Here is a 22,426-nt window from a genome sequence, read left to right as displayed (position 1 = left end):
CCTGCCACAACGGCAAACCCCGCGCCCAATCCCCACCCACGCCAAGCTCCCGCAATGCTTCCAATCACATTATTCTCAATTTGAATATCAATCTAATTTTCCAGATTTTTAACATATATGCAATCGTGCTAGATTTTGTTTTCCAAAATCAATAAAGGGCCGGCGCAGCCGGCATTCCACGATGGCATATCCCCATTTCACTCTCTCCGCGCTGGCGCTGGCCTTGGCTGGGCAAGCCTTGCCGGCGCTGGCCGCCGAAGGCAACACGCTGGACAGCGTCACCATCACTGGGTCGCGCATTGCGCGCGCCGGCAAGGAAGGCCCCACCGGGGTCACGGTGCTGAGCGGCGCCGATATCGAAAAACAGGGTTACACCAATGTCTACGACGCGCTGAACAATCTGGCGCAGAACACCGGCTTCACCCAAGGCGCGGATTTCGGCAATACCTTCACTCCGGCCGCCAACGCCATCAGCCTGCGTGGGCTGGGGCCCAACCATACGCTGACCTTGCTCAACGGCCGCCGCATCGCCGATTACCCGGTGGCTTACGAGGGTTCGGTCAACTTCGTCAATCTGGCCAATATCCCGGCGGCGATGATTGAGCGCATCGAGGTGCTCAACGGCGGCGCGTCGGCGATTTACGGCTCGGACGCCATCGCCGGCGTGGTCAATGTGATCCTGAAGAAGAAGGCCGACGGCACCACGGTCAACGTCAAGGCCGGCGGCAGCGAGCATCACGGCGGCGAAAACCTGCGCCTGCAACTGAGCGGCGGCAAGAGCTGGGACAAGCTGAACCTGGTCTATGCGCTGGAGTTGAGCCAGCGCAACCCGATCTGGTCGCGCCAGCGCGGCTTCATGGCGGACAACACCGTCAACGGCGCCGCGCCCACCACGGTGTGGTCGCAGAAGGATGTGAAGACCGGCAAGTTCATCGATCCCGGCGCGGCTTGCGGCGAGCTGGGCGGCTTGTACGCAGGCAGCGTGCGCGCTTACCGCAGCAGCAAGAGCAATGTCTGCGCCAGCCCGCTGGCCAAGGCCTCCTACTGGACGGTGCAGACCGCCAACCAGAGCCAGAACGGTTATCTGAGCCTGAATTACGCGCTCAACGATCACCTGGAGTTGTTCAGCGACGCGCTGCTGGCCTTCAACCACAGCGAGAACAACACCCGCGGCCCCAGCTGGACCTCGGCCGCCGGCAACGGCGGCTATTTCCTGAACCAGAACAGCGGCCGCTATGAGGTCTGGAGCCGCTTGCTATCGCCGGAGGAGATGGGCGGCGCCAGCCGCTACAACCGCAAATGGGACGATGTGGCGGCCAACCTGACTTTCGGCCTGCGCGGCACGGTGCCGGACAGCAGCTGGAGTTACGAAGCCGCTTACAACGCGTCCATCTATACCAGCCAGAACATCGCGCCGCGGCTGCTGGCCAATGCGGACAGTTTCTTCCTGGGCCAGCAGCAGGGCGTGGACGCCAAGGGGGTGCCGATTTACGCGCCGTCGGCCGGGCCGTTCAACCGCCGGCTGACGCAGGCGGAGTTCGACAGCATCGCCGGGCGCTCGGTGAGCCAGAACAAGTCCTGGCTGCAGGCGCTGAGCCTGAGCGGCAGCGGCGAGTTGTTCAAGCTGCCGGCCGGCGCGGTGAAGCTGGCCGGCACGCTGGAATGGGGCAGCCAGGGCTTCAGCAATGATCCGGACCCGCTGATCAATCAGGGCGCGTTCTACAACACCTCGCCGGCCGTGCACGCCGGCGGCACCCGCTCGCGCCAGGCGCTGGGCGGCGAGTTGTTCATCCCGGTGTTGAAGCGGCTGGACCTGACGCTGTCCGGCCGTTACGACCGCTACCAGTTGCCGGACAGCAGCGCCGGCAAGTTCACTTACGGCGCCGGCCTGGCGTTCCGGCCGCTGAACAGCTTGCTGCTGCGCGGCAGTTACGCCACCAGCTTCCGCGCCCCGGACATGAATTATCTGTTCCTGACCCAGAGCCGCGGCTATTACTCGTCCAGCACCGATTACTGGCGTTGCGCCCAGGCCGGCCAGCCCTTGGCCAGCTGCGACTACAAAAGCATGTCGCCGGGCGCGGACTACGTGAAGAACGGCAACGCCGAACTGAAGCCGGAAAACGGCAAGTCCTACGGCTTCGGCTTTGTGTGGTCGCCCAGCAGCAGCGCGGATATTTCGGTGGATTACTGGGACATCGCCATCAATGATCTGGTCACCGACCTGAGCGGCGACAAGCTGTTGCGCGACGAGGCGCAGTGCCGCGCCGGCGTGCTGGACGCGTCGTCCCAGCTGTGCCAGGACACGCTGCGCCGAGTGCAGCGCAATCCGGCCAATGCCTTGATCAATCCGGGCGCGATCAAGCAGATCGTGGTCAACCCGATCAACGCCGCCAGCGAGCGCACCAGCGGTTTCGACATCGCCGGCAAGCTGCGCTGGAAAACCGCCAGTTGGGGCAGCTTCCTGCTGAAAGCTAATTACACCAAGGTGCTGAAACACACTTACCAGCAGTTTACCGGCGATGTGGAAAAGAATATGTTGAACGACCCGGAAAACACCGATTGGCCGGACAAGCTGGACACCAGCCTGAGCTGGGACATCGGCCCCTGGTCGTCCACCGTGCTGCTGACCCGCTACGGCAAGATTCCCAAGGCCAGCGGCAATGGCAATCTGACGCCCACGGTGCTGGCCAATTTCAGCACTCAGTATCAATGGAGCAAGCAGACTTCGGTGGGGCTCATCGTCAACAATGTGCTGGACACCATCAAGCGCGACGATACCAGCAACTGGCCCTACTACCCGGTGGGCAGCTATCTGCCCTATGGCCGCCAGTGGTGGGTGGAGGTGAACCACAAGTTCTGAACCAGGCTGCCTGCGCCGATCCGCGCGGGCGGTCTGCCGCCGCCTGCGCTCAAATCGACAGCACAATGCAAAAAACCCACCGCTTACGCGATGGGTTTTTCTAAATCTGGCGTCCCCACGGGGAATCGAACCCCGGCTACCGCCGTGAAAGGGCGGTGTTCTAACCGCTAAACTATAGGGACAGCAAGTGGCGCACCCGGAGCGATTCGAACGCCCGACCCTCTGGTTCGTAGCCAGATACTCTATCCAACTGAGCTACGGGTGCGCTGAACTGGCGGAGAAAGAGGGATTCGAACCCTCGATACAGGTTTAAGCCCGTATGCTTCCTTAGCAGGGAAGTGCCTTCGACCACTCGGCCATTTCTCCGTTCAGAGAGCGCCATATTAATTAGCGCTGCGCCCTCTGTCAAGCGTGTATCCGAAATTATTTACGCCGGCTGGTCCAGTCCGAAAACTTTATGCAAAACGCGAACCGCCAGTTCCAGATACTTCTCGTCCACCAGCACCGATACCTTGATTTCCGAGGTGGAGATCATCTGGATATTGATGCCCTCTTCCGCCAGGGTGCGGAACATGGTGGAGGCGATGCCGCAGTGCGAACGCATGCCCACGCCCACGATGGAGATCTTGGCCACCTTGTCGTCGGCGTCGATCTTGGCGGCGCCGATATGGGTCTGCACTTCGCGCAGGATGGTCAGCGCGCGCTGGAATTCGCCGCGCGGCACGGTGAAGGAGAAATCGGTCGCGCCGTTTTCGCCCACGTTCTGGATGATCATGTCCACTTCGATATTGGCATCGGCGATCGGCCCCAGAATCTGGTAGGCGATGCCAGGCTTGTCCGGCACGCCCTTGACGTTGATGCGCGCTTCGTTACGGTCAAATGCGATGCCTGCGACAACGGCCTTTTCCATGCTTTCATCTTCCTCATACGTAATCAGGGTGCCTTCGCCTTCGTCTTCGAAGCTGGAGAGCACGCGCAAACGAACCTTGTACTTGCCGGCGAATTCCACCGAGCGGATCTGCAGCACCTTGGAGCCCAGCGACGCCATTTCGATCATTTCCTCGAACGTGACGGTCTTCAGGCGGCGCGCTTCCGGCACCACGCGCGGATCGGTGGTGTAAACGCCGTCCACGTCGGTGTAGATCTGGCATTCGTCCGCCTTCAGCGCGGCGGCCAGCGCCACGGCGGAGGTGTCCGAGCCGCCACGGCCCAGCGTGGTGATGTCGCCGTCCTCGTCCACGCCCTGGAAGCCGGCGACGATGACGACGCGGCCTTCATTGAGGTCGGAGCGCATCGCGGCGTCGTCTATTTCCTGGATGCGGGCCTTGGTGTGGGCGTTGTCGGTGACCAGCTTCACCTGCCAGCCACAGTAGCTCTTGGCCGGCACGCCGATTTCCTTCAGCGCCATCGCCAGCAGGCCGATGGTGACTTGCTCGCCGGTGGATACCACCACGTCCAGCTCGCGCGGGTCCGGATAGTCCTGAATCTCCTTTGCCAGGGCGATGAGGCGGTTGGTTTCGCCGCTCATGGCGGACACCACCACCACGACATCATGTCCCTGCGACTTCCACTTGGCGACACGGCGGGCAACGTTCTTGATCCGTTCGGTGGTTCCAACCGAAGTGCCGCCGTACTTTTGTACGATGAGTGCCATGCTTGTTTCTTATATTCGAAAGGGTTGAAATGTCGAGCTTCGATTCTGACCCTATCCTGGCCAGAATTGCAAGGCGGAATTCTCCGCGCATGCTGCAACGCAAAACCCACTGCCGGCCGCGTCCGGCGCGCCGCGGCTCAAGCTGCCGGCACAGCGGCGCTTGTCGGCATCAATCCATGGCTGAGATGCCGTTTGCTGGCAGATTATTTCTGTTGGATGACATGCGCAAACGCTCGGGGCAGCTGTACAGATTGGCGCGGCCGTGACCGGCGAAGCCAATCAGGGTCAGGCCGTAGCGCGCGGCCATTTCCACCGCCAGCGAGGTGGGCGCGGACAGCGCGATCAGGATCTCGATGCCGGCGGCGGCGGCCTTCTGCGCCATTTCATAGCTGGCGCGGCTGGTGACGATGGCGGCGCCGTCGCGCCAGCCCTGGCGCGCGCGCGCGCCGATCAGCTTGTCCAGCGCCACATGGCGGCCCACGTCCTCGCTGACATGCAGCAGCGCGCCGTCCTGCCCCACCCAGGCGGCGGCATGGGCGCAGGCGGTGGCCTGGGACAAGCTTTGCGCCTGTTGCAGCGCCGGCAAGGCGCGCGCCAGCGCGTCCAGGCTGAAGCTTTGGGTTCGCGGCAGGGGCGGCAGCGGTCGGTGGATTTCGGCCAGTTGCTCCACGCCGCACAGGCCACAGCCGGTGCGCCCGGCCAGCTGGCGGCGGCGCTCCTTCAAGGCCATGAAGCGGGCCGAGGCCAGATCGATGCGCGCTTCCACGCCGCGCTCGCCGGGGATGATGTCGATGCCGTAGATTTCGCCCGGATGGGCGATGATGCCCTCGGCCAGGCTGAAGCCCAGCGCGAAGTCTTCCAGTTCCCGCGGGCTGGCCATCATCACCACGTGGGACAAGCCGTTGTACACCAGCGCCACCGGGGTCTCCACCGCCACCCAGTCCTGGCGGGAGCGGGCAAGGCCGTCGCGGCAGTCGACGATGTCCAAGCCCAGCGCCGCGCCCGTCAGCGCGTCATTTATTGTCATAGAATTAACCTGTGATCCACCGCAATAGTTTGTACTAATTGATACCTACGGCGATAATAGATTTTCCGCTGTGAGTGAGCAATGCGCCCTTGGTGGGTCAGGGGCGCCAGGTTCATACCAAGGAGACAAACCCATGCAAGTCAGCAGACGGCAGTTTTTCAAGCTCTGCGCCGGCGGCATGGCAGGCACCACCATCGCGACGCTGGGCTTCATGCCCGAAACCGCGCTGGCCGACACCCGCAGCTATAAATTGCTGCGCGCGACGGAAACCCGGAATACCTGTCCATACTGTTCGGTGGGCTGTGGCATCTTGATGTACAGCCTGGGCGACGGCGCCAAGAACGCCAAAGCCGATATTTTCCACATTGAAGGCGATCCGGATCACCCGGTCAATCGCGGCGCGCTCTGTCCCAAGGGCGCGGGCCTGATCGACTTCATCCACAGCCCCAACCGCCTGCGCTACCCGGAAGTGCGCGAAGCGGGCTCCAACGAATACAAGCGCATCAGCTGGGACGAGGCTTTCGAGCGCATCGCCGCCCATATGAAGCGCGACCGCGACGCCAACTTCGTCGAGAAGAACGCCGACGGCGTCACCGTCAATCGCTGGCTGACCACCGGTTTCCTGGCCGCTTCCGCGTCCAGCAACGAGGCGGGCTGGCTGACGCACAAATTCACCCGCAGCCTGGGGCTGCTGGCGGTCGACAACCAGGCGCGTGTATGACACGGACCAACGGTGGCAAGTCTTGCCCCAACATTTGGTCGCGGTGCCATGACAAACCATTGGGTCGACATCAAGAACGCCAACCTCATCGTCGTCATGGGCGGCAATGCGGCAGAGGCGCACCCGGTGGGCTTCCGCTGGGCGATTGAGGCCAAGACCCGCAACAAGGCGAAACTGATCGTCATCGACCCGCGCTTCACCCGCACGGCGTCTGTGGCGGATTATTACGCCCCCATCCGCACCGGCACGGACATTGCGTTCCTGTCCGGCGTGATCCGCTACCTGCTGCAAACCGGCAAGTACAACAAGGAATACACGCTGGCCTACACCAATGCCGCGCTGTTGGTGAACCCGGACTTCAAGTTCGACGACGGCCTGTTCTCCGGCTACAACGCCGACAAGCACAGCTACGACAAATCCACCTGGTCCTACCAGCTGGACGACAAGGGCATGGCCAAGCGCGACGACAGCCTGTCCGACCCGCGCTGCGTGATCAATCTGATGCGCGAGCACGTGGCCCGCTACACGCCGGAAATGGTGGAAACCGTCTGCGGCACGCCCAAGGACGCCTTCCTCAAGGTCTGCGAATACCTGGCGGAAACCGGCGCCCACGACAAGACCACCTCCTTCCTGTACGCACTGGGCTGGACTCAGCACTCCATCGGTTCGCAGAACATCCGCACCATGGCGATGATCCAGCTGCTGCTGGGCAATATGGGCATGGCCGGCGGCGGGGTCAACGCGCTGCGCGGCCACTCCAACATCCAGGGTCTGACCGATATCGGCCTGCTGTCCACCAGCTTGCCGGGTTATCTGAACATGCCCTCGGAGAAGGAGCCCACGCTGGAGTCCTATCTGGGCAAGTACACCAGCAAGCCGCTGGCCGACGGGCAGATGAACTACTGGCAGAACTATCCCAAGTTCTTCGTTTCGCTGATGAAGGCGATGTGGGGCGACAAGGCCACCGCCGACAATCAGTGGGGCTATGACTGGCTGCCCAAGTGGGACAAGAGCTACGACGTGCTGCAGTACTTCGAGCTGATGCATCAGGGCAAGATCAACGGCTATTTCTGCCAAGGCTTCAACCCCATCCTGGCCTTCCCGGACAAGAACAAGGTGGTGGCCTCGCTTTCCAAGCTGAAATACCTGGTGATCATGGACCCGCTGGCCACCGACACTTCCACTTTCTGGAAGAATCACGGCGAGCAGAACGATGTGAAGAGCGCGGAGATCCAGACCGAGGTGTTCCGCCTGCCCACCACCTGTTTCGCCGAAGAAGACGGCGCGGTGGTCAACTCCGGCCGCTGGCTGCAATGGCACTGGAAAGGCGCGGACGCGCCGGGCGAAGCGATCACCGACGCGGAAATCCTGGCCGGCATCTTCACTCGTCTGAAGGCTCAGTACGCCAAGGACGGCGGCAAGAACGCCGAGGCCATCATGAATCTGTCCTGGGCTTACGGCGATCCGCACGAGCCCAAGCCGGAGGAACTGGCCAAGGAGCTCAACGGCAAGGCGCTGGCGGACATCCCGGACCCCAAGAACCCGGGGCAGTTCCTAGCCAAGAAAGGCGAGCAGTTGTCCGGCTTCGCGCTATTGCAGGCCGACGGCAGCACCGCTTCCGGCTGTTGGATCTTCGCCGGCAGCTGGACCCAGGCCGGCAACCAGATGGCGCGCCGCGACAACAGCGATCCGTCCGGGCTGGGCAATACCCTGGGCTGGGCCTGGGCGTGGCCGGCCAACCGCCGCGTGCTGTACAACCGCGCTTCCTGTAAGCCGGACGGCACGCCGTGGGACAAGAAGCGGACGCTGATCAAGTGGAACGGCGAAAAATGGGTGGGCGTGGACGTGCCGGACTTCAAGGCCGACGAGCCTCCCGGCAGCGCCATGGCGCCGTTCATCATGCAGGCCGAGGGCCTGGGGCGGCTGTTCGCGCTCGACAAGATGGCGGAAGGCCCGTTCCCCGAGCACTACGAGCCGTTCGAAACGCCGCTGGGCACCAACCCGCTGCATCCCAAGGTGGTGTCCAATCCGGCGGCGCGGGTGTTCCCGGCGGACCGCGAACAGATGGGCAAGCACGACGCCTTCCCGTACGCGGCCACCACTTACCGTCTGACCGAGCACTTCCACGGCTGGACCAAGCACGCGCGCCTGAACGCGATCGCCCAGCCGGAGCAGTTCGTGGAAATCGGCGAGGCGCTGGCCAAGGAGAAAGGCATCGCCCACGGCGACACGGTGAAAGTGTCGTCCAAACGCGGCTATATCAAGGCCAAGGCGGTGGTGACCAAGCGCATCCGCGCGCTGCAGGTCAACGGCAAGACGGTGCACCAGGTAGGGATTCCGATTCACTGGGGTTATGAAGGGGTGGCCCAGAAAGGCTTCAGCGCCAACACGCTGACGCCGTTTGTAGGCGACGCCAACACCCAGACGCCGGAATTCAAGTCCTTCCTGGTCAACGTCGAGAAAGTATAAGGAGCGACCATGTCATCACTGCAATCGCAAGATATCCTGCGCCGCTCCGCCAGTCCCACCCAGCCGCCGGTGGTGCGCGATTACAAGGCCGAGGTGGCCAAGCTGATCGACGTGTCCACCTGCATCGGCTGCAAGGCCTGTCAGGTGGCCTGCTCGGAGTGGAACGACATCCGCGACGAAGTGGGCCACAACGTCGGCGTCTACGACAACCCGGCCGACCTCACCGCCCACAGCTGGACGGTGATGCGCTACAGCGAGGTGGAGGAAAGCGGCAAGCTGGAGTGGCTGATCCGCAAGGACGGCTGCATGCACTGCGCCGATCCGGGCTGTCTGAAGGCCTGTCCGTCGCCGGGCGCCATCATCCAGTACGCCAACGGCATCGTGGACTTCCAGTCCGAGCACTGCATAGGCTGCGGCTATTGCATCTCCGGCTGTCCGTTCAATGTGCCGCGCATCAACCAGAAGGACAACAAGGCGTATAAATGCACCTTGTGTTCCGACCGGGTGATGGTGGGCCAGGAGCCGGCCTGCGTGAAGACCTGTCCCACCGGAGCCATTCGCTTCGGCACCAAGTCCGATATGCAGGCCTACGCCCACGACCGGGTGGAAGAGCTGAAGACCCGCGGCTACGCCAACGCCGGGCTGTACGATCCGGAAGGCGTGGGCGGCACCCACGTGATGTACGTGCTACACCACGCCGACAAGCCGGAGCTGTATTCCGGCCTGGCCAAGGATCCCAAGATCAGCCCGGTGGTCAGCCTGTGGAAGGGCATCCTCAAGCCGCTGTCCACCATCGGCCTGGCGGCTTCGGTATTGTTCGGCTTCTTCCACTACATCGGCGTCGGCCCCAATAAGGCGGAAGAGGAAGAGGAGGAACAGGCATGAGCAAGGAAAAGCTGATCAAGCGCTACAGCGCGGCGGAACGCGTCAACCACTGGATCGTGGCGGTGTGCTTCGTGCTGTTGGCGATTTCCGGCCTGGCCTTCTTCTACCCGGCCTTCTTCTGGCTGACCGGCGTGTTCGGCACGCCGCAGCTGGCGCGCATCATCCACCCCTTCGTCGGGGTGCTGATGTTCCTCGGCTTCGCGCGTCAGTTCCTGCGCTACTGGCATCACAACTTCCTGGACAAGGAAGACGTAAAGTGGATGATGGCGGTGAAGTCGGTGCTGTCCGGCCACGAGGTCGGCGACATCGGCAAGTACAACGGCGGCCAGAAAGGCATGTTCTGGTTGATGACCGGCTGCATGCTGATGCTGGTGTGCACCGGCTTCATCATGTGGCGGCCGTACTTCGCGCTGTACTTCCCCATCCCGGTGATCCGCGTGGCGCTGCTGCTGCACGCCTGGAGCGCGCTGATCCTGATCGCCGGCATCATCGTCCACGTCTACGCCGCCATCTGGGTGCGCGGCACGATACGGGCGATGGTGGAAGGCGTGGTCACCCATGCCTGGGCCAAGAAGCATCATCCGCGCTGGTATCGTGAAATGACCGGAGACAAGAACAAGCCATGAGCATACGCATCGTCCCCCTGGACGAGGCTGGCCGGCTGCAAACCGCGGCGGGAGAGATCCCGCCGTTGTTGCTGCCCCAGCCCGCCGAACGCTATCTGGCGCGCAGCCAGCGCCTCACGGCGCTGGCCGACGGCCACCCGATGGCGGCCTATCTGGCCTTCGCCGCCCGCATCGCCGCGGCTCAGCACCGCCTGGTGCGCGAACAGCCGGTGACGCTGCCGCAGCGCGGCGATTACTTCCATCATTGCGCCGAACACGGCCTGCCGCCGCTGGGCGCCGCCGCCTGGCCGCGCGACCCGGTGTGGCGCGATCTGCTGCGCGCGCTGTGCGCGGACCTCGCCGCCCTGCCCGGCCCCGCCGGCCAGGTGGCGCGCGAGCTGGAACAGACTGACGACGCCGCGCTGGAAAGCGCCGCGCGCGCGCTGCTGGACGGCGACTTCGCCGCCGTAGGCTCGGCGCGGGCGCCCTTGCTGTGGGCGGCGCTGTCGGTCTACTTCAGCCAGCTGGCCGCGCAATTGCAGGTGACTGCGGTGGCCGAACCCGACGACGCCCGCCACCTATGCCCGGTGTGCGCGATGCCGCCGGTGGCCAGCGTGGTGCGCCTCGGCAACGAGTCCGGCCTGCGCTATCTGCATTGCAGCCTGTGCGAGAGCGAATGGCATCTGGTGCGCGCCAAGTGCAGCAATTGCGAAGCCACGCGCGACATCGGCTACTGGTCGCTGGAGCAAGGCGACAGCCAGCAGGCCGCGGTGCGCGGCGAAAGCTGCGGCGACTGCGGCAGCTATCTGAAGATCCTGGCGCTGGACAAGGATCTGAATGCCGAACCGGCGGCCGACGACCTCGCCACGCTGGCGCTGGATCAACAGCTGGAACAACACGGCTTCGCCCGCAGCGGGGTCAATCCCTTGCTGTTCCCCGGCTGAGAAACGCCTCTGAATCACCCCCCAAGCCTCCATCACGGAGGCTTTTTTCATTGCGTCGGCAAACGCTTTGGCCACGCCGTCCGTTTGCATAAGAAAAAACCAACAACTACAAAAAAGGTATGACTTTTTTCTATCCCGGTTAATCGACATGGCTCTCCCGCCCCTGACGCCAAGACATCGCCTGCTGCTGGGCCTGGCCATCAACGGCGGCGTCCTCTGCTGGCTGTTCTGGGGGCATCCGCTGCTCTGGGCTGGCCTGGCGCTAAGCTGCGCGGTTCTGGCGCTGGCGCTGCTCTGGCCCGCCGCCGCGCCAACGCAGGCCACGCCGCGCGCGGATGATTACTGGCAGGGCTTCGCCAACCACATCTGCGCGCTGCTGCCGCTGTGGACCGGCCACATCGCGCTGGGCAAGGAACAGATGGACGACGCCGCCAATCGGCTGACCATGCGCTTCGACGGCATTCTGCGCCAGGTGGGCGGCTCGGTGCGGCAAGCCGGCGAACATACCGACAAGACAGTGCTGGCGCAGGCGGAAAGCCGGCTCAAACACATGCTGGAATTGCTGCAGAACGCCACCCGGCAGCAAACCGATCTCGCCATCCACTTGCACACGCTCGGCCAGTCCGCCAATACCTTGCAAAACCTGGTGCGCAGCCTGGTCAATGGCCGCCAGCTGGACAGCGAGCAGAATATGGAACAGTTGGGCAACGACACATTGGAGCAACTGTCCCGGCTGCAAACCCAGATCGACAAGGCGATGGGCAGCCTGGCGCAGATGGCGCACGAACCGGTACGGCCGCAGGCGCCGCTGGGCGCAAGCGCCGCGCCGCTGGACGAGGAAGCGGCGTTTGCGCAGAGCTTGCCGCAGGCATTGGAAGACATCCTGGTGCAGTTGCAATTCCAGGACCGCGTCGATCAAATCCTCAGCGGCGTGCAAAACGATATGCGCCGGCTGGAGAACGTGATCACCCTGGCGCTGGCGGCGGCCGAGCACCGGCCGGAGCCGCCGGACACCGCCGCCTGGCTGGAGGCGCTGAAAAGCAGCTATACCACTCATGAACAGCGTGTCCTGCACAGCAGCGACCAGGCGGAATCCGGCGATAAGCAAAACAACATCACATTTTTTTGATTCGGGGAATGTTCCAGATGGCCAAGACCATACTCATCGTCGATGATTCGGCCAGCCTGCGGCAGGTGGTGCGCATGACACTCGCCGGCGCGGGCTATGAGGTGCTGGAGGCCGCCAACGGCCAGGAAGCGCTGGACGTGCTGGATGGACGCAAGGTCCATCTGATCGTTTCCGACGTGAACATGCCGCTGATGGACGGCATCGCTCTGCTGCGCAATATCAAGGTCCACCCCAATTACAAATTCACCCCGGTGATCATGCTGACCACGGAATCGTCCGAGGAAAAGAAGCAGGAAGGCAAGGCCGCCGGGGCCAAGGCCTGGGTGGTCAAGCCGTTTCAGCCTCCGGTGCTGCTGACCGCCGTTTCCAAATTGATCCTGCCCTGACCGGGAGCCCGACATGGCGCGCGCCCGCAAAAAATCAGACGCCCAGCACAGCGCGCCCGCCGCGCTGTCCACCACGCCGTTCCAGTTGACGCTGAGCGGCGAGCAGACCATTTACCAGGCGGCGGAACTACACCAGCAACTGACCGAGGCGCTGGGCAAGCACACCGCCATCCAGCTGGAACTGTCCTGTGTCAGCGAACTGGACTGCGCCATCGCCCAGGTGCTGATCTGGCTGCGCGGCGAAGCCGGCGCGCGCGGCGTCGCGCTGGAGTTCATCGCGCCCAGCCAGCCGGTGCAGGACTTCATCCGCCTGATCGGCTTGCAGCCGTTGTTGCCGCTGGAGGAACTGGCGCATGGATCTTGAACTGGCGCTGCAAACTTTCTTCGAGGAGTCCAACGAGCTGCTGGGCGAGATGGAACGCATCCTGCTGGACGTGGAAGCGGACAACACCACCAGCGAACAGCTGAACGCGCTATTCCGCGCGATGCACACCATCAAGGGCTCGGCCGGGCTATTCGGCCTCGACATCATCGTCGCCTTCACCCATGAAGTGGAAAACGCACTGGACCAGCTGCGCGACGGCAAGCTGCGCCTGGACGATATGCTGACCGGCCTGCTGCTGCGCTGCCACGATCACGTCAAGGAAATGCTGGCCGCGCTGGCGGCCAAGGACAGCCTGGACCGCTTCGCCCAGCCCGAGCTGCTGGCCGAGCTGGCCGCCTATACCCAAACCGGCGCGGCTCCGGAGCCGGAAATCGCCGCGCCGCCCGCGGCGGCGGAACCCGCCATGCCGGCCGAGCCTGAGCCCGATGAGCCCGGGTCCGGGCTATGGCTGCTGTCGCTGCGCTTCGGCCCGGACATGCTGCGCAACGGCATGGACCCGTCCTCCTTCATCCGCTACCTGGCCACCATCGGCGAGGTCGAACAGATTCAAGCGGTGGCCACCCAGTTGCCGGCCGGCGCGGACTTCAACCCGGAAACCAATTACCTGCGCCTGGAGGCGCGCTACCGCAGCCCGGCCGATCAGCAAACCCTGGCCGATGTGTTCGAATTCGCCCGCGAAGACAGCGAGGTGCATATCTGGCCATGGCCGGCCACCTCCGCGCAGCAAGCGCAAAGCCTGCTCAGCGCCGACGCGGCCGAGGCCGCCGCGGTGCAGGCGGTATGGCAAGCGCTTGGCCTGGACACGTCCGCGCCGGCGGAGGCCGAGGAAACCGACTTGCTCACGCCGGCCTATCCCGACGCACCGGCCGAAATCGACATGCTGGAGCCGGAAACAGCCACCGCCCCGCTCGATGCCTCCCCGCCAACGGAGGCCCCACCCAGCCGCGCCAAGGGCGCCGGCGAAGCCAAGAGCGCCAAGCAGGCGGAAAGCAAGTTCATCAAGGTGGAGGCCGGCAAGCTGGATAGCCTGATCAATCTGATCGGCGAGCTGGTGATCGCCGGCGCCGCCGCCAATCTGGTGGCGCGCCGCTCGCAACAAAGCGCGCTGGTGGAGTCCACCCAGGCCATCGCCAATCTGATCGAACAGATCCGCGCCGGCACCCTGTCGATGCGAATGATACAGATAGGCGAAATCTTCAGCCGCTTCCCGCGCGTGGCGCGCGATGTCTCGCGCGAATTGGGCAAGGACATCCAGCTGCATATCTCCGGCGCGGAAACCGAGCTGGACAAATCCATGGTGGAAAAGCTGGGCGATCCGCTGATGCACATCGTGCGCAACGCCATCGACCACGGCATCGAAACCACCGCGCAACGGCTGGCCGCCGGCAAGCCGGCCGAAGGCCATGTCTGGCTCAACGCCTACCACGAATCCGGCAGCATCGTCATCGAAGTGGCCGACGACGGCGGCGGACTCAACCAGGCGCGCATTCTGGCCAAGGCGGTGGAGCGCGGCCTGCTGCCGGCCGACATGGCGCTGCCGGAGCAGGATGTGTTCCGGCTGATCTTCGAGGCCGGCTTCTCCACCGCGGACCAGGTGACCAGCATCTCCGGCCGCGGCGTGGGCATGGATGTGGTGAGAAAGAGCATAGAACAGCTGCGCGGCACCATAGACATCGAATCCGAACTCGGCCTGGGCACCACCTTCCGCATCCGGCTGCCGCTGACCCTGGCCATCATCGACGGCTTCCTGGTGGAAGTGGGCGCCGCCACCTTCGTGGTGCCGCTGGAAGCAGTGATCGAATGCATAGAACTGCCGGCCGCGCTGGACAGGGACAGCGTGCACGACTGCCTGAACCTGCGCGGTGAGCTGTTGCCGCTGCTGCGGCTGGACAACTTCCTGGACTTGCCCGCCGTCGCGGCCAAGCGCCGCAACGTGGTGGTGGTCCACTACGGCGAGCGCAAGGCCGGCCTGGTGGTGGACGCGCTGCTGGGGGAATTCCAGACCGTGATCAAGCCGCTGGGCAGCCTGTTCCGCCATTTGAAGGCCATCAGCGGTTCCACCATTCTGGGCACCGGCGAAGTCGCACTGATTCTCGACGTGCCCGCCTTGATCCACCATGCCACCCAAAAAGAGGCGGAGCGCTACACCCTGCCCTCGCTCGCTCGGGAATGGGAACCTGGCACCAGCAACCCGACGACGAAAACGGATAGGAGCGCCCAATGAGCCAATCGAAAAACGGAATGACCATAGCGCAGAAGCTCGGCCTGGGCTTCGGCCTGATCATCGTGCTGATGCTGATCTGCGTCGGCTGCGCGCTGTACGGCCTGGAAGTCAGCAACAGCGCCCTGCGCAACATCACCACGTTCAACAACCAGGAAAGCCGGCAAGCGCGGCTGCTGGTCAGCGACAACCAGGACATCCGCATCGCCTACCGCAATGTGATGCTGGCGGAAGGGCCCACCGACATCAGCGCGGCGCTGCAAGCCTATCAAGCCTCCAAGCAAACCTATATGGAGCGCGAGAAAAAGCTGGCCGACATCTTCCGCCAGGCTGACAACAACACCCCGCAGGAACTGGAGCTGCTGGGCCGCATCCAGAACATGCGCCCCGCCACCCTGGCGCTGGTGGACAAGGCAGTGGACCTGGCCAACCAGGGCCGGCAGGAAGACGCCAAGAAAATCATGCAGAACGACATCGCGCCGCAGATGCAGGCGTTCAATCTGCAATTGAACGCGCTGGCCGACCTGGAAGACAAACTCAACGACCAGCTCGCCGCCGACGCCAACGGCAGTTATCAACAGGCGCACTGGGTCATGATAGGCCTCTCGCTGTTCGCCGTCGTCATCAGCGCCGGCCTGGCCACCTTGATCACCCGCAATCTGCTGCGCACCCTGGGCGGAGAACCTCACTATGTATCCGAAGTGATGCGCCAGGTGGCCGACGGCAAGCTGGACACCGAGATCCGGCTGCGTCCGGGCGATCAGACCAGCTTGTGCGCCGCCATCGCCGCCACCATAGAACGGCTGCGCACCATCATCGCCGAGGTCAAGAGCGGCTCCGAAGCCTTGTCCAGCGCCGCGCAGCAGATCAACTCCACCTCGCAATCGCTGTCCCAGGCCGCCAGCGAACAGGCGGCCGGCATCGAGGAAACCTCGGCCTCGGTGGAAGAGATGTCCTCCTCCATCAGCCAGACCAACGACAATGCCCGCGTTACCGAAAGCATCGCCACCAAGGCCTCGCGCGAAGCGGCCGAAGGCGGCGAGGCGGTGCGCCGCACCGTGGACGCGATGCGCCAGATCGCCGACAAGATCGGCATCGTCGACGACATCGCCTACCAGACCAATCTACTGGCGCTCAACGCCGCCATCGAAGCCGCGCGCGCCGGCGAGCATGGCAAGGGCTTCGCCGTGGTGGCGGCCGAGGTGCGCAAACTGGCCGAACGCAGCCAGATCGCCGCCCAGGAAATCAGCGGCGTGGCCGGCAGCAGCGTCAAGCTGGCGGAACAGGCTGGCCAGTTCCTGGAGGAAATCGTGCGCTCCAGCAGCCGCACCGCCGACCTAGTGCAGGAAATCGCCGCCGCCTCCAACGAGCAGGCCAGCGGCGTCAGTCAGATCAATTCCGCCATCCAGCAACTGAGCCTGACCACCCAGCAAAACGCGTCCGCCAGCGAAGAACTGGCCTCCACCGCCGAGGAGATGAACGATCAGGCCGAACACCTGCATGAACTGATGGGCTACTTCAAGCTGAGCGCCAACGAGGACTTCCGCCCGGCGCCGCGCCAGCGCGCGCGGCACGAATCCAGCCACTTCCCCGCGCCGCTGCACGCGCCGCTGGCGGAAGAGTCTGACTTCATCCGCTTCTAAACCGGAGCCCGCCATGAAACCGCTCCATTTACTACGCAAGCACGAACACAGCGCCGAGCCGCAGGCCGACGTCAGCCAATACCTGACCTTCCAGCTGGGCGACGACGTGTTCGCCATCGGCATCCTGGCGATACGCGAAATCCTGGAATACCTGAAACCCACCCATGTGCCGCTGATGCCGCCCTTCATCCGCGGCGTGATGAATCTGCGCGGCTCGGTGGTGCCGGTGATCGATCTGTCGCTGCGCTTCGCGCGCGGCGAAACCGAAATCAACCGCCGCACCTGCGTCGTCATCATCGAGGTGGAGGGCGAGGAACAATTGCAGCTGATCGGCATCCTGGTGGACGCGGTACACGAGGTGCTGGCCATCCCCGACGCCGACATCGAACCGCCGCCGCAATTCGGCAGCAAGATCCGCGTCGATTTCATCGCCGGCATGGCCAAGCTGGACAGCCATTTCATCGTGCTGCTCAACGTCAACAAAGTGCTGTCCGTCGATGAAATGGCGCTGATCTCCAGCCTGGGCCAGCAGGAAGCCGCCGTCGAGAGCCTGCCGGAAAAGGCCTGAGCCGCAATGTCCTCCCCTCACGCGCAGCCCTCCTTCGGCCTGACCGTGTCGCGGCAACTGAAGCTGGGCTTCGGCGCGCTGCTGCTGCTGTTGCTGAGCCTGATCGGCGCCGGCCTGTACGGACTGGAGGCATATCACCGCCAACTGGACGACATCACCCAGGTCTATGGCCGTCACGCGCAGATCAGCGACCGGATGTACGGCCAGATCCAGGAAATGCGCATCGGCTACCGTTCCTTGATCATCGTCTCCACCCGCCGCGACATCGACGCCTGGCGCGAGCGCTACCAGAGCGCGCGCGGACGCTATCTGGAACTGGAACAGCGGCTGGCCGACGGCATCGCGCGGCAGCAGGCGCCGGGCCGGGCCGGGCTGCAACAGGCGTTGCGGCGGCTGCAAAACCGTCGCGTCGAAGCCTTCGTCCAACTGGACCTGGCAATGCGCCAGGCCTCCGCCAACCAGAAATACGAGGCGCGCAAGGTGCTGGGCCGCGCCACGCCGGACTTCCTCGCCGCCTTGCGCCAACTGCAGACCGAAACCCACGCGCTGCGACAGCAGGCGGCGCAGCGCGCGGAACAACGCTGCCGGGAACTGACGGCGCTGCTGCGCGCGCTCGCCGGCGGCTGCCTGCTGAGCGGACTGCTGCTGGCCTGGGCGATACACCGCCAGCTATGGCGCGTGCTGGGCGCGGAACCGGAAGCGCTGGCGCAGCGCATGCGCGACATGGCCGCCGGCCGGCTATGGCAAGAAAGCGAACCGGCGCCGGGCGCGCGCCGCAGCGTGGACGGCATCCTACGCCACAGCTGCCGCCACCTGAGCGCCATCCTTCACGAAGTGAGCCAAAGCGCCGGTCAATTGGCCGACAGCGCCCGCGAAATCCGCGCCACCGCCGAAGCGCTGGCGCAAAACAGTTGGGAGGCCGCGCTCAGCGTCGATACCACCGCCAATGGCTGCGCCCAGATGAACGCGGTCAGCCAGCGCAATCTGGCGCAAGCGGAGCAGACCAATGCCGCCGCTCACCAAGCCGCGAGCCAGGTGGCCGACGGCAAGCAGGCGGTGCAGACCCTGGAGCAGGCGCTGGAGCAGATCTCCGCCCGCATTCAAATCGTCGAGGACATCGCCTACCAGACCAATCTGCTGGCGCTCAACGCCGCCATCGAAGCCGCCACCGCCGGGCCGCACGGCCGCGGCTTCGCCGTGGTGGCCGGCGATGTGCGCAAGCTGGCCGAGCGCAGCCAGCACGCCGCCCGCGACATCGGCGACTTGACCCGCCACGGCCAGCGCGAGGCCAGCCAGGCGGCGCGCGCGCTGTGCGGCATCCTGGAACGCAGCGCGGCCACGGCGGAACTGGTGGCCGGCATCAGCTCCGCCAGCCAGGAACAGGCGCGCGGCGTGGCCCAGGTCAGCGACACGATGGGCAGCCTGGGCTCCGTTTCCCAGCGCAACACCTCCAGCAGCGAGGCGCTGGCGGCCACCGCCGCCGAAGTGGACAAGCAGGCGGAGCGGCTGCGGCGGCAAATCGCCTACTTCGCCATCGAACGGCCGGACGCCGGCGCGCCGAATCCGCCCTGAAACGGCGCGGCAACTGTTCTACATTGAAACGAACGAAGCGGTCGTCTGGCTGACTCTCCGGCACAAGGACCCAGGAAATGACAAAACAAGACAATGAAATATTCCTGCACCCCGGCGATTGGTACTTCGGCGACAAACACCACAAGGTCCGCACCCTGCTCGGCTCTTGCGTCTCCATCACGCTGTGGCATCCCAAGGCCAAGATAGGCGGCATGTGCCACTACCTGCTGGCGCGCCGCACTGATCGCCGCTCGGCCGCGCTGTCCGGGCGCTACGGCGACGAGGCGATGCTGCTGATGCTGCACGAGGTGCTGGCGTCCGGGCTGCCGTTGCAGGAATTCCAGGCCAAGCTGGTGGGCGGCGCCGCGGTGCTGGCCGGCGTGGAGCGCGACCAGCCGCATGATGTGCCGTCGCGCAATATCGACATGGCCTACCAACTGGTCAAGCAACTCGGGCTATCGGTGCAGGCGGAGGATTTGGGCGGCAACAGCCCGCGGCTGGTGATGTTCGATCTGGCCACCGGCGATGTGTGGGTAAAACAAACGCAAGATGCGGACATGAGCAGGATTTCCGCGCACAAGACAAGGACTCGGGCATGACTATCAAGGTGCTGATCGTCGACGACTCTGCGGTGGTTCGCCAAGTGCTGAGCCAGGTTTTCAGCCAGGCCACCGGCATGACGGTGATGGATGTGGCCACCGACCCCATCGCCGCGATGGAAAAAATGAAGCAGCAGTGGCCGGACGTGATCGTGCTGGACATCGAAATGCCGCGCATGGACGGCATCACCTTCCTCAAGCAACTGATGGCCAGCCGGCCGACGCCGGTGGTGATCTGCTCCTCGCTGACCCAGAAAGGCACCGACATCAGCGTGCAGGCGATGGCGGCCGGCGCGGTGGAAGTCATCGCCAAGCCCATGGCCGGGGTCAAGGGCTTCCTGGAGGAAAGCGCCAGCCAGCTGGTGCACGCGGTGCGCAGCGCCGCCGCCGCGCGCATGAACCGGGTGCGGGTGATGCCCTCGGCCGGCGGAACCGCGCTGGCCGGCGCGGCGCCGGCGGCCAACCCGCTGGAAACCCGGCCCAAGCTGTCCGCCGACGCCATCCTGTCCGCGCCCACCGGCGGCAATATGTTCGCCACCACCGAACGCATCATCGCCGTGGGCACTTCCACCGGCGGCACCCAGGCGCTGGAAACCGTGCTCACCGCGCTGCCGCGCACCTGCCCCGGCCTCGCCATCGTCCAGCACATGCCGGAAAAATTCACCCGCTCCTTCGCCGAGCGGCTGGACAGCCTGTCGCAGATCGAGGTCAAGGAAGCCAGCAACGGCGACCGCATCCTGCCCGGCCGCGCGCTGATCGCCCCCGGCGGCAAGCACATGATGATCAAGCGCAGCGGCGCCTTCTACCTGGTGGAAGTGGTGGACGGCCCGCTGGTCAGCCGCCACAAGCCCTCGGTGGACGTGCTGTTCCGCTCCGCCGCCAAGTTCGCTGGCAAGAACGCGCTGGGCATCATCATGACCGGCATGGGCGACGACGGCGCCAAGGGCTTGAAGGAAATGCACGACTGCGGCGCCAAGACCATCGCCCAGGATGAGGAAAGCTGCGTGGTGTTCGGCATGCCCAAGGAGGCGATCCGCCTGGGCGCCGCCGACGAAGTGATGTCGCTGGACACCATCGCCAAGGCGATTTGCCGTTGAACGAGGAAACACCATGCAACTGGATATCCAGGACGTCCTGATCATCGACGACAGCACCTTGCAGCGCCAGCACGGCTGCGAGATCTGCCAAGGCCTGGGCGCGCAGCAGATCCGCCAGGCCGCCAACGGCGAGGAAGGCCTGGAGCGGATGCGCGAGCAATTGCCCAGCCTGATCCTGCTGGATCTTGAAATGCCCAAGCTGGACGGCGTGCAAGTGATGCAGCACATGGCCAGGGAAGGCCTGGCCGCGCCGCTGGTGGTCACCTCCAGCAAGGATTACCTGCTGATCTCCACCGTGGAATTGATGGGCCGGGAACTGGGGCTGCCGGTGCTGGGCGGCCTGAAAAAGCCGCTGCGCCAGCCCGAGCTGATGGACCTGCTCAAGCGGGTGTGGACCCCCAAGGGCGAAGACGAACATCACGCCGAGCTGTTCAGCGAAGTGGAAGTGCGCGAAGCGCTGGACAAGGGAGAAATCATCCCCTACTACCAGCCCAAGGTCACCCTCAACGGCGGTCTGCTCAAGGGCGCGGAAATGCTGGCGCGCTGGAAGCACCCGGAACACGGCATCATCTCCCCCGCCCGCTTCATCCCGGTGGTGGAGGCCAGCGGCTGGGCCACCGAGCTGACGCTGAGCATGCTGGACCAAGGGCTGAAACAATGGCAGGAATGGGCGCGCCGCGGCCTGCGGCTGCCGCTGTCGGTGAATTTGTCCGCCTTGTCGCTGAAGGGAGACGATCTGACCCAGCAGATCGAGGACCGGCTGCGCAGCACCCATGTGCCGCCGCGCTTCATCATCTTCGAAGTCACCGAGACCGCCATCGCCGACAATCTGGCCGAAGCCATAGGCATCGCCGCCCGGCTGCGCCTGGGCGGCCTGGGCCTGTCCATCGACGACTTCGGCACCGGTTTCGCCACCTTGCAGCAACTGACCCGCTTCCCGTTCACCGAGCTGAAGATAGACCAGTCGCTGGTCACCTCGGTGTCCACCAAGCCGCACCTGGAAGCGGTGCTCAACAGCGTGATCGAGCTGGCGCAGCGCATGCAGCTGACCACGGTGGCGGAAGGCATAGAAACCACCACCGATCTCGACTTCATGGGCAACCGCGGCTGCCTGATGGGCCAAGGCTATTTCATCGCCAAGCCGATGGACGCGCCGCACTTCGAAACCTGGGTCAAGGAAAGAATGCAGCAAAGCAAGGAGGCCAGCGCCGGGTGAATCCAGCCTGGCCGACTATGCCAAAGCCCGGTAAAACCGGGCTTTGGCGGTCAAGGTTTTAAATCAATTGCCTTACCTGAGTGGCGGTCTGCTGCAAACGCCGGGCAAAAGGCTCCAGCAAGCAATACACCTGCTCGCATTCCAGGCTATCCAGATTGGACTGGTCCAACATGGCCAGCAAGCCGCTCAAGGCGCTGCTGACCTGGCTCAACTCCAAGTCGACAGCATGAATCCCCGTATGCAAATGCTCACGGTAGCGATCCAGCTGCTGTATCAGAGGGTCAATCGGGGACAGGGCTTGATGGTGTTGCCGCAAGGCTTGCAATTCGCGCAAGCACCAAGACAACGACGTGGACGGGGGGAGAGTCATCGCGGCGCCTCCATCATCAACCATAGCGCCACAGATAGGGGCCAGGCCCCAGGACGAACAAATCGCTTCATACAT

The 22,426-nt window shown here is 64.3% G+C and carries 18 protein-coding genes and 3 tRNA genes; 15 read left to right on the top strand and 6 right to left on the bottom strand.

The annotated features are described in order from the left end of the window. Positions 1 to 181 precede the first annotated feature (181 nt). Positions 182 to 2,860, top strand: a complete 2,679-nt coding sequence (locus VI26_RS10430) for a TonB-dependent siderophore receptor (RefSeq protein WP_048409644.1) — start codon at positions 182 to 184, stop codon at positions 2,858 to 2,860. Between the two features lie 107 nt (positions 2,861 to 2,967). Here the strand turns inward: VI26_RS10430 and VI26_RS10425 are convergent. The 5 genes from VI26_RS10425 to fdhD form a co-directional block, all read right to left on the bottom strand. Further along, positions 2,968 to 3,042 (bottom strand) — tRNA-Glu (locus VI26_RS10425). Between the two features lie 6 nt (positions 3,043 to 3,048). After that, positions 3,049 to 3,125: transfer RNA gene (locus VI26_RS10420), tRNA-Arg, on the bottom strand. A 7-nt stretch (positions 3,126 to 3,132) separates the two neighbouring features. Next, positions 3,133 to 3,226 (bottom strand) — tRNA-Ser (locus tag VI26_RS10415). A 61-nt stretch (positions 3,227 to 3,287) separates the two neighbouring features. Further along, the gene (locus VI26_RS10410) at positions 3,288 to 4,514 is read right to left on the bottom strand and encodes an aspartate kinase (protein WP_019103005.1); all 1,227 of its coding nucleotides are present in this window, start codon (positions 4,512 to 4,514) and stop codon (positions 3,288 to 3,290) included. Between the two features lie 169 nt (positions 4,515 to 4,683). Next, a complete protein-coding gene (fdhD, locus tag VI26_RS10405; RefSeq protein ID WP_048409643.1) occupies positions 4,684 to 5,541 on the bottom strand; it encodes a formate dehydrogenase accessory sulfurtransferase FdhD in 858 nt (285 codons plus the stop codon). Between the two features lie 133 nt (positions 5,542 to 5,674). Here fdhD and fdnG point away from each other — a divergent pair, with 133 nt between their 5' ends. The 14 genes from fdnG to VI26_RS10330 all read left to right on the top strand — a co-directional run bounded on the left by fdnG (position 5,675) and on the right by VI26_RS10330 (position 21,981). After that, a complete protein-coding gene (gene fdnG, locus VI26_RS10395; RefSeq protein ID WP_156183832.1) occupies positions 5,675 to 8,731 on the top strand; it encodes a formate dehydrogenase-N subunit alpha in 3,057 nt (1,018 codons plus the stop codon). 9 nt (positions 8,732 to 8,740) lie between these two features. Then, the gene (gene fdxH, locus VI26_RS10390; protein ID WP_048409640.1) at positions 8,741 to 9,616 is read left to right on the top strand and encodes a formate dehydrogenase subunit beta; all 876 of its coding nucleotides are present in this window, start codon (positions 8,741 to 8,743) and stop codon (positions 9,614 to 9,616) included. Beyond that, positions 9,613 to 10,242, top strand: a complete 630-nt coding sequence (locus VI26_RS10385; protein WP_048409639.1) for a formate dehydrogenase subunit gamma — start codon at positions 9,613 to 9,615, stop codon at positions 10,240 to 10,242. The genes fdxH and VI26_RS10385 overlap by 4 nt, the downstream gene beginning before the upstream one ends. Beyond that, positions 10,239 to 11,165: a formate dehydrogenase accessory protein FdhE gene (gene fdhE, locus VI26_RS10380; RefSeq protein WP_048409638.1), complete on the top strand. Its 927-nt coding sequence runs from the start codon at positions 10,239 to 10,241 to the stop codon at positions 11,163 to 11,165. The genes VI26_RS10385 and fdhE overlap by 4 nt, the downstream gene beginning before the upstream one ends. 148 nt (positions 11,166 to 11,313) lie before the next feature. Beyond that, positions 11,314 to 12,294: a hypothetical protein gene (locus VI26_RS10375; RefSeq protein ID WP_048409637.1), complete on the top strand. Its 981-nt coding sequence runs from the start codon at positions 11,314 to 11,316 to the stop codon at positions 12,292 to 12,294. Positions 12,295 to 12,311: 17 nt separating this feature from the next. Continuing rightward, the gene (locus tag VI26_RS10370) at positions 12,312 to 12,680 is read left to right on the top strand and encodes a response regulator (RefSeq protein ID WP_048409685.1); all 369 of its coding nucleotides are present in this window, start codon (positions 12,312 to 12,314) and stop codon (positions 12,678 to 12,680) included. A gap of 13 nt (positions 12,681 to 12,693) precedes the next feature. Beyond that, positions 12,694 to 13,044 (top strand): lipid asymmetry maintenance protein MlaB, encoded by a 351-nt coding sequence (locus VI26_RS10365; protein WP_048409636.1) that lies wholly within the window; start codon positions 12,694 to 12,696, stop codon positions 13,042 to 13,044. Next, positions 13,034 to 15,289, top strand: coding sequence for a chemotaxis protein CheA (locus VI26_RS10360; RefSeq protein ID WP_048409635.1), 2,256 nt, complete (start codon positions 13,034 to 13,036; stop codon positions 15,287 to 15,289). Before VI26_RS10365 ends, VI26_RS10360 begins: the two co-directional genes overlap by 11 nt. Beyond that, positions 15,286 to 16,929: a methyl-accepting chemotaxis protein gene (locus VI26_RS10355; RefSeq protein ID WP_156183831.1), complete on the top strand. Its 1,644-nt coding sequence runs from the start codon at positions 15,286 to 15,288 to the stop codon at positions 16,927 to 16,929. Before VI26_RS10360 ends, VI26_RS10355 begins: the two co-directional genes overlap by 4 nt. A 13-nt stretch (positions 16,930 to 16,942) precedes the next feature. Further along, entirely contained in the window at positions 16,943 to 17,497 is a 555-nt protein-coding gene (locus VI26_RS10350) for a chemotaxis protein CheW (protein WP_048409634.1), read from the top strand. Between the two features lie 6 nt (positions 17,498 to 17,503). Further along, positions 17,504 to 19,069 carry a methyl-accepting chemotaxis protein gene (locus tag VI26_RS23245; RefSeq protein ID WP_053074354.1) on the top strand — a complete coding sequence of 522 codons (1,566 nt, stop codon included), beginning with the start codon at positions 17,504 to 17,506 and terminating at the stop codon, positions 19,067 to 19,069. Between the two features lie 77 nt (positions 19,070 to 19,146). Further along, the gene (locus VI26_RS10340) at positions 19,147 to 19,668 is read left to right on the top strand and encodes a chemotaxis protein CheD (protein WP_048409633.1); all 522 of its coding nucleotides are present in this window, start codon (positions 19,147 to 19,149) and stop codon (positions 19,666 to 19,668) included. Continuing rightward, positions 19,665 to 20,765, top strand: a complete 1,101-nt coding sequence (locus tag VI26_RS10335) for a chemotaxis response regulator protein-glutamate methylesterase (RefSeq protein WP_048409632.1) — start codon at positions 19,665 to 19,667, stop codon at positions 20,763 to 20,765. The genes VI26_RS10340 and VI26_RS10335 overlap by 4 nt, the downstream gene beginning before the upstream one ends. A 13-nt stretch (positions 20,766 to 20,778) precedes the next feature. Then, entirely contained in the window at positions 20,779 to 21,981 is a 1,203-nt protein-coding gene (locus VI26_RS10330) for an EAL domain-containing protein (protein ID WP_048409631.1), read from the top strand. A 58-nt stretch (positions 21,982 to 22,039) separates the two neighbouring features. On the opposite strand, the gene VI26_RS10325 is transcribed toward VI26_RS10330, so the two are convergent. Beyond that, complete coding sequence (locus tag VI26_RS10325) at positions 22,040 to 22,351, bottom strand: DUF1484 family protein (protein ID WP_197081433.1); 312 nt, start codon at positions 22,349 to 22,351, stop codon at positions 22,040 to 22,042. Between the last annotated feature and the right edge of the window lie 75 nt (positions 22,352 to 22,426).

Origin of the sequence: Chromobacterium sp. LK1, from assembly GCF_001043555.1 — a bacterium.
Taxonomy (GTDB): domain Bacteria; phylum Pseudomonadota; class Gammaproteobacteria; order Burkholderiales; family Chromobacteriaceae; genus Chromobacterium; species Chromobacterium aquaticum.
The sequence above is the reverse complement of the archived record's forward strand: the minus strand, read 5'-3'. Positions and strand labels throughout refer to the sequence as shown.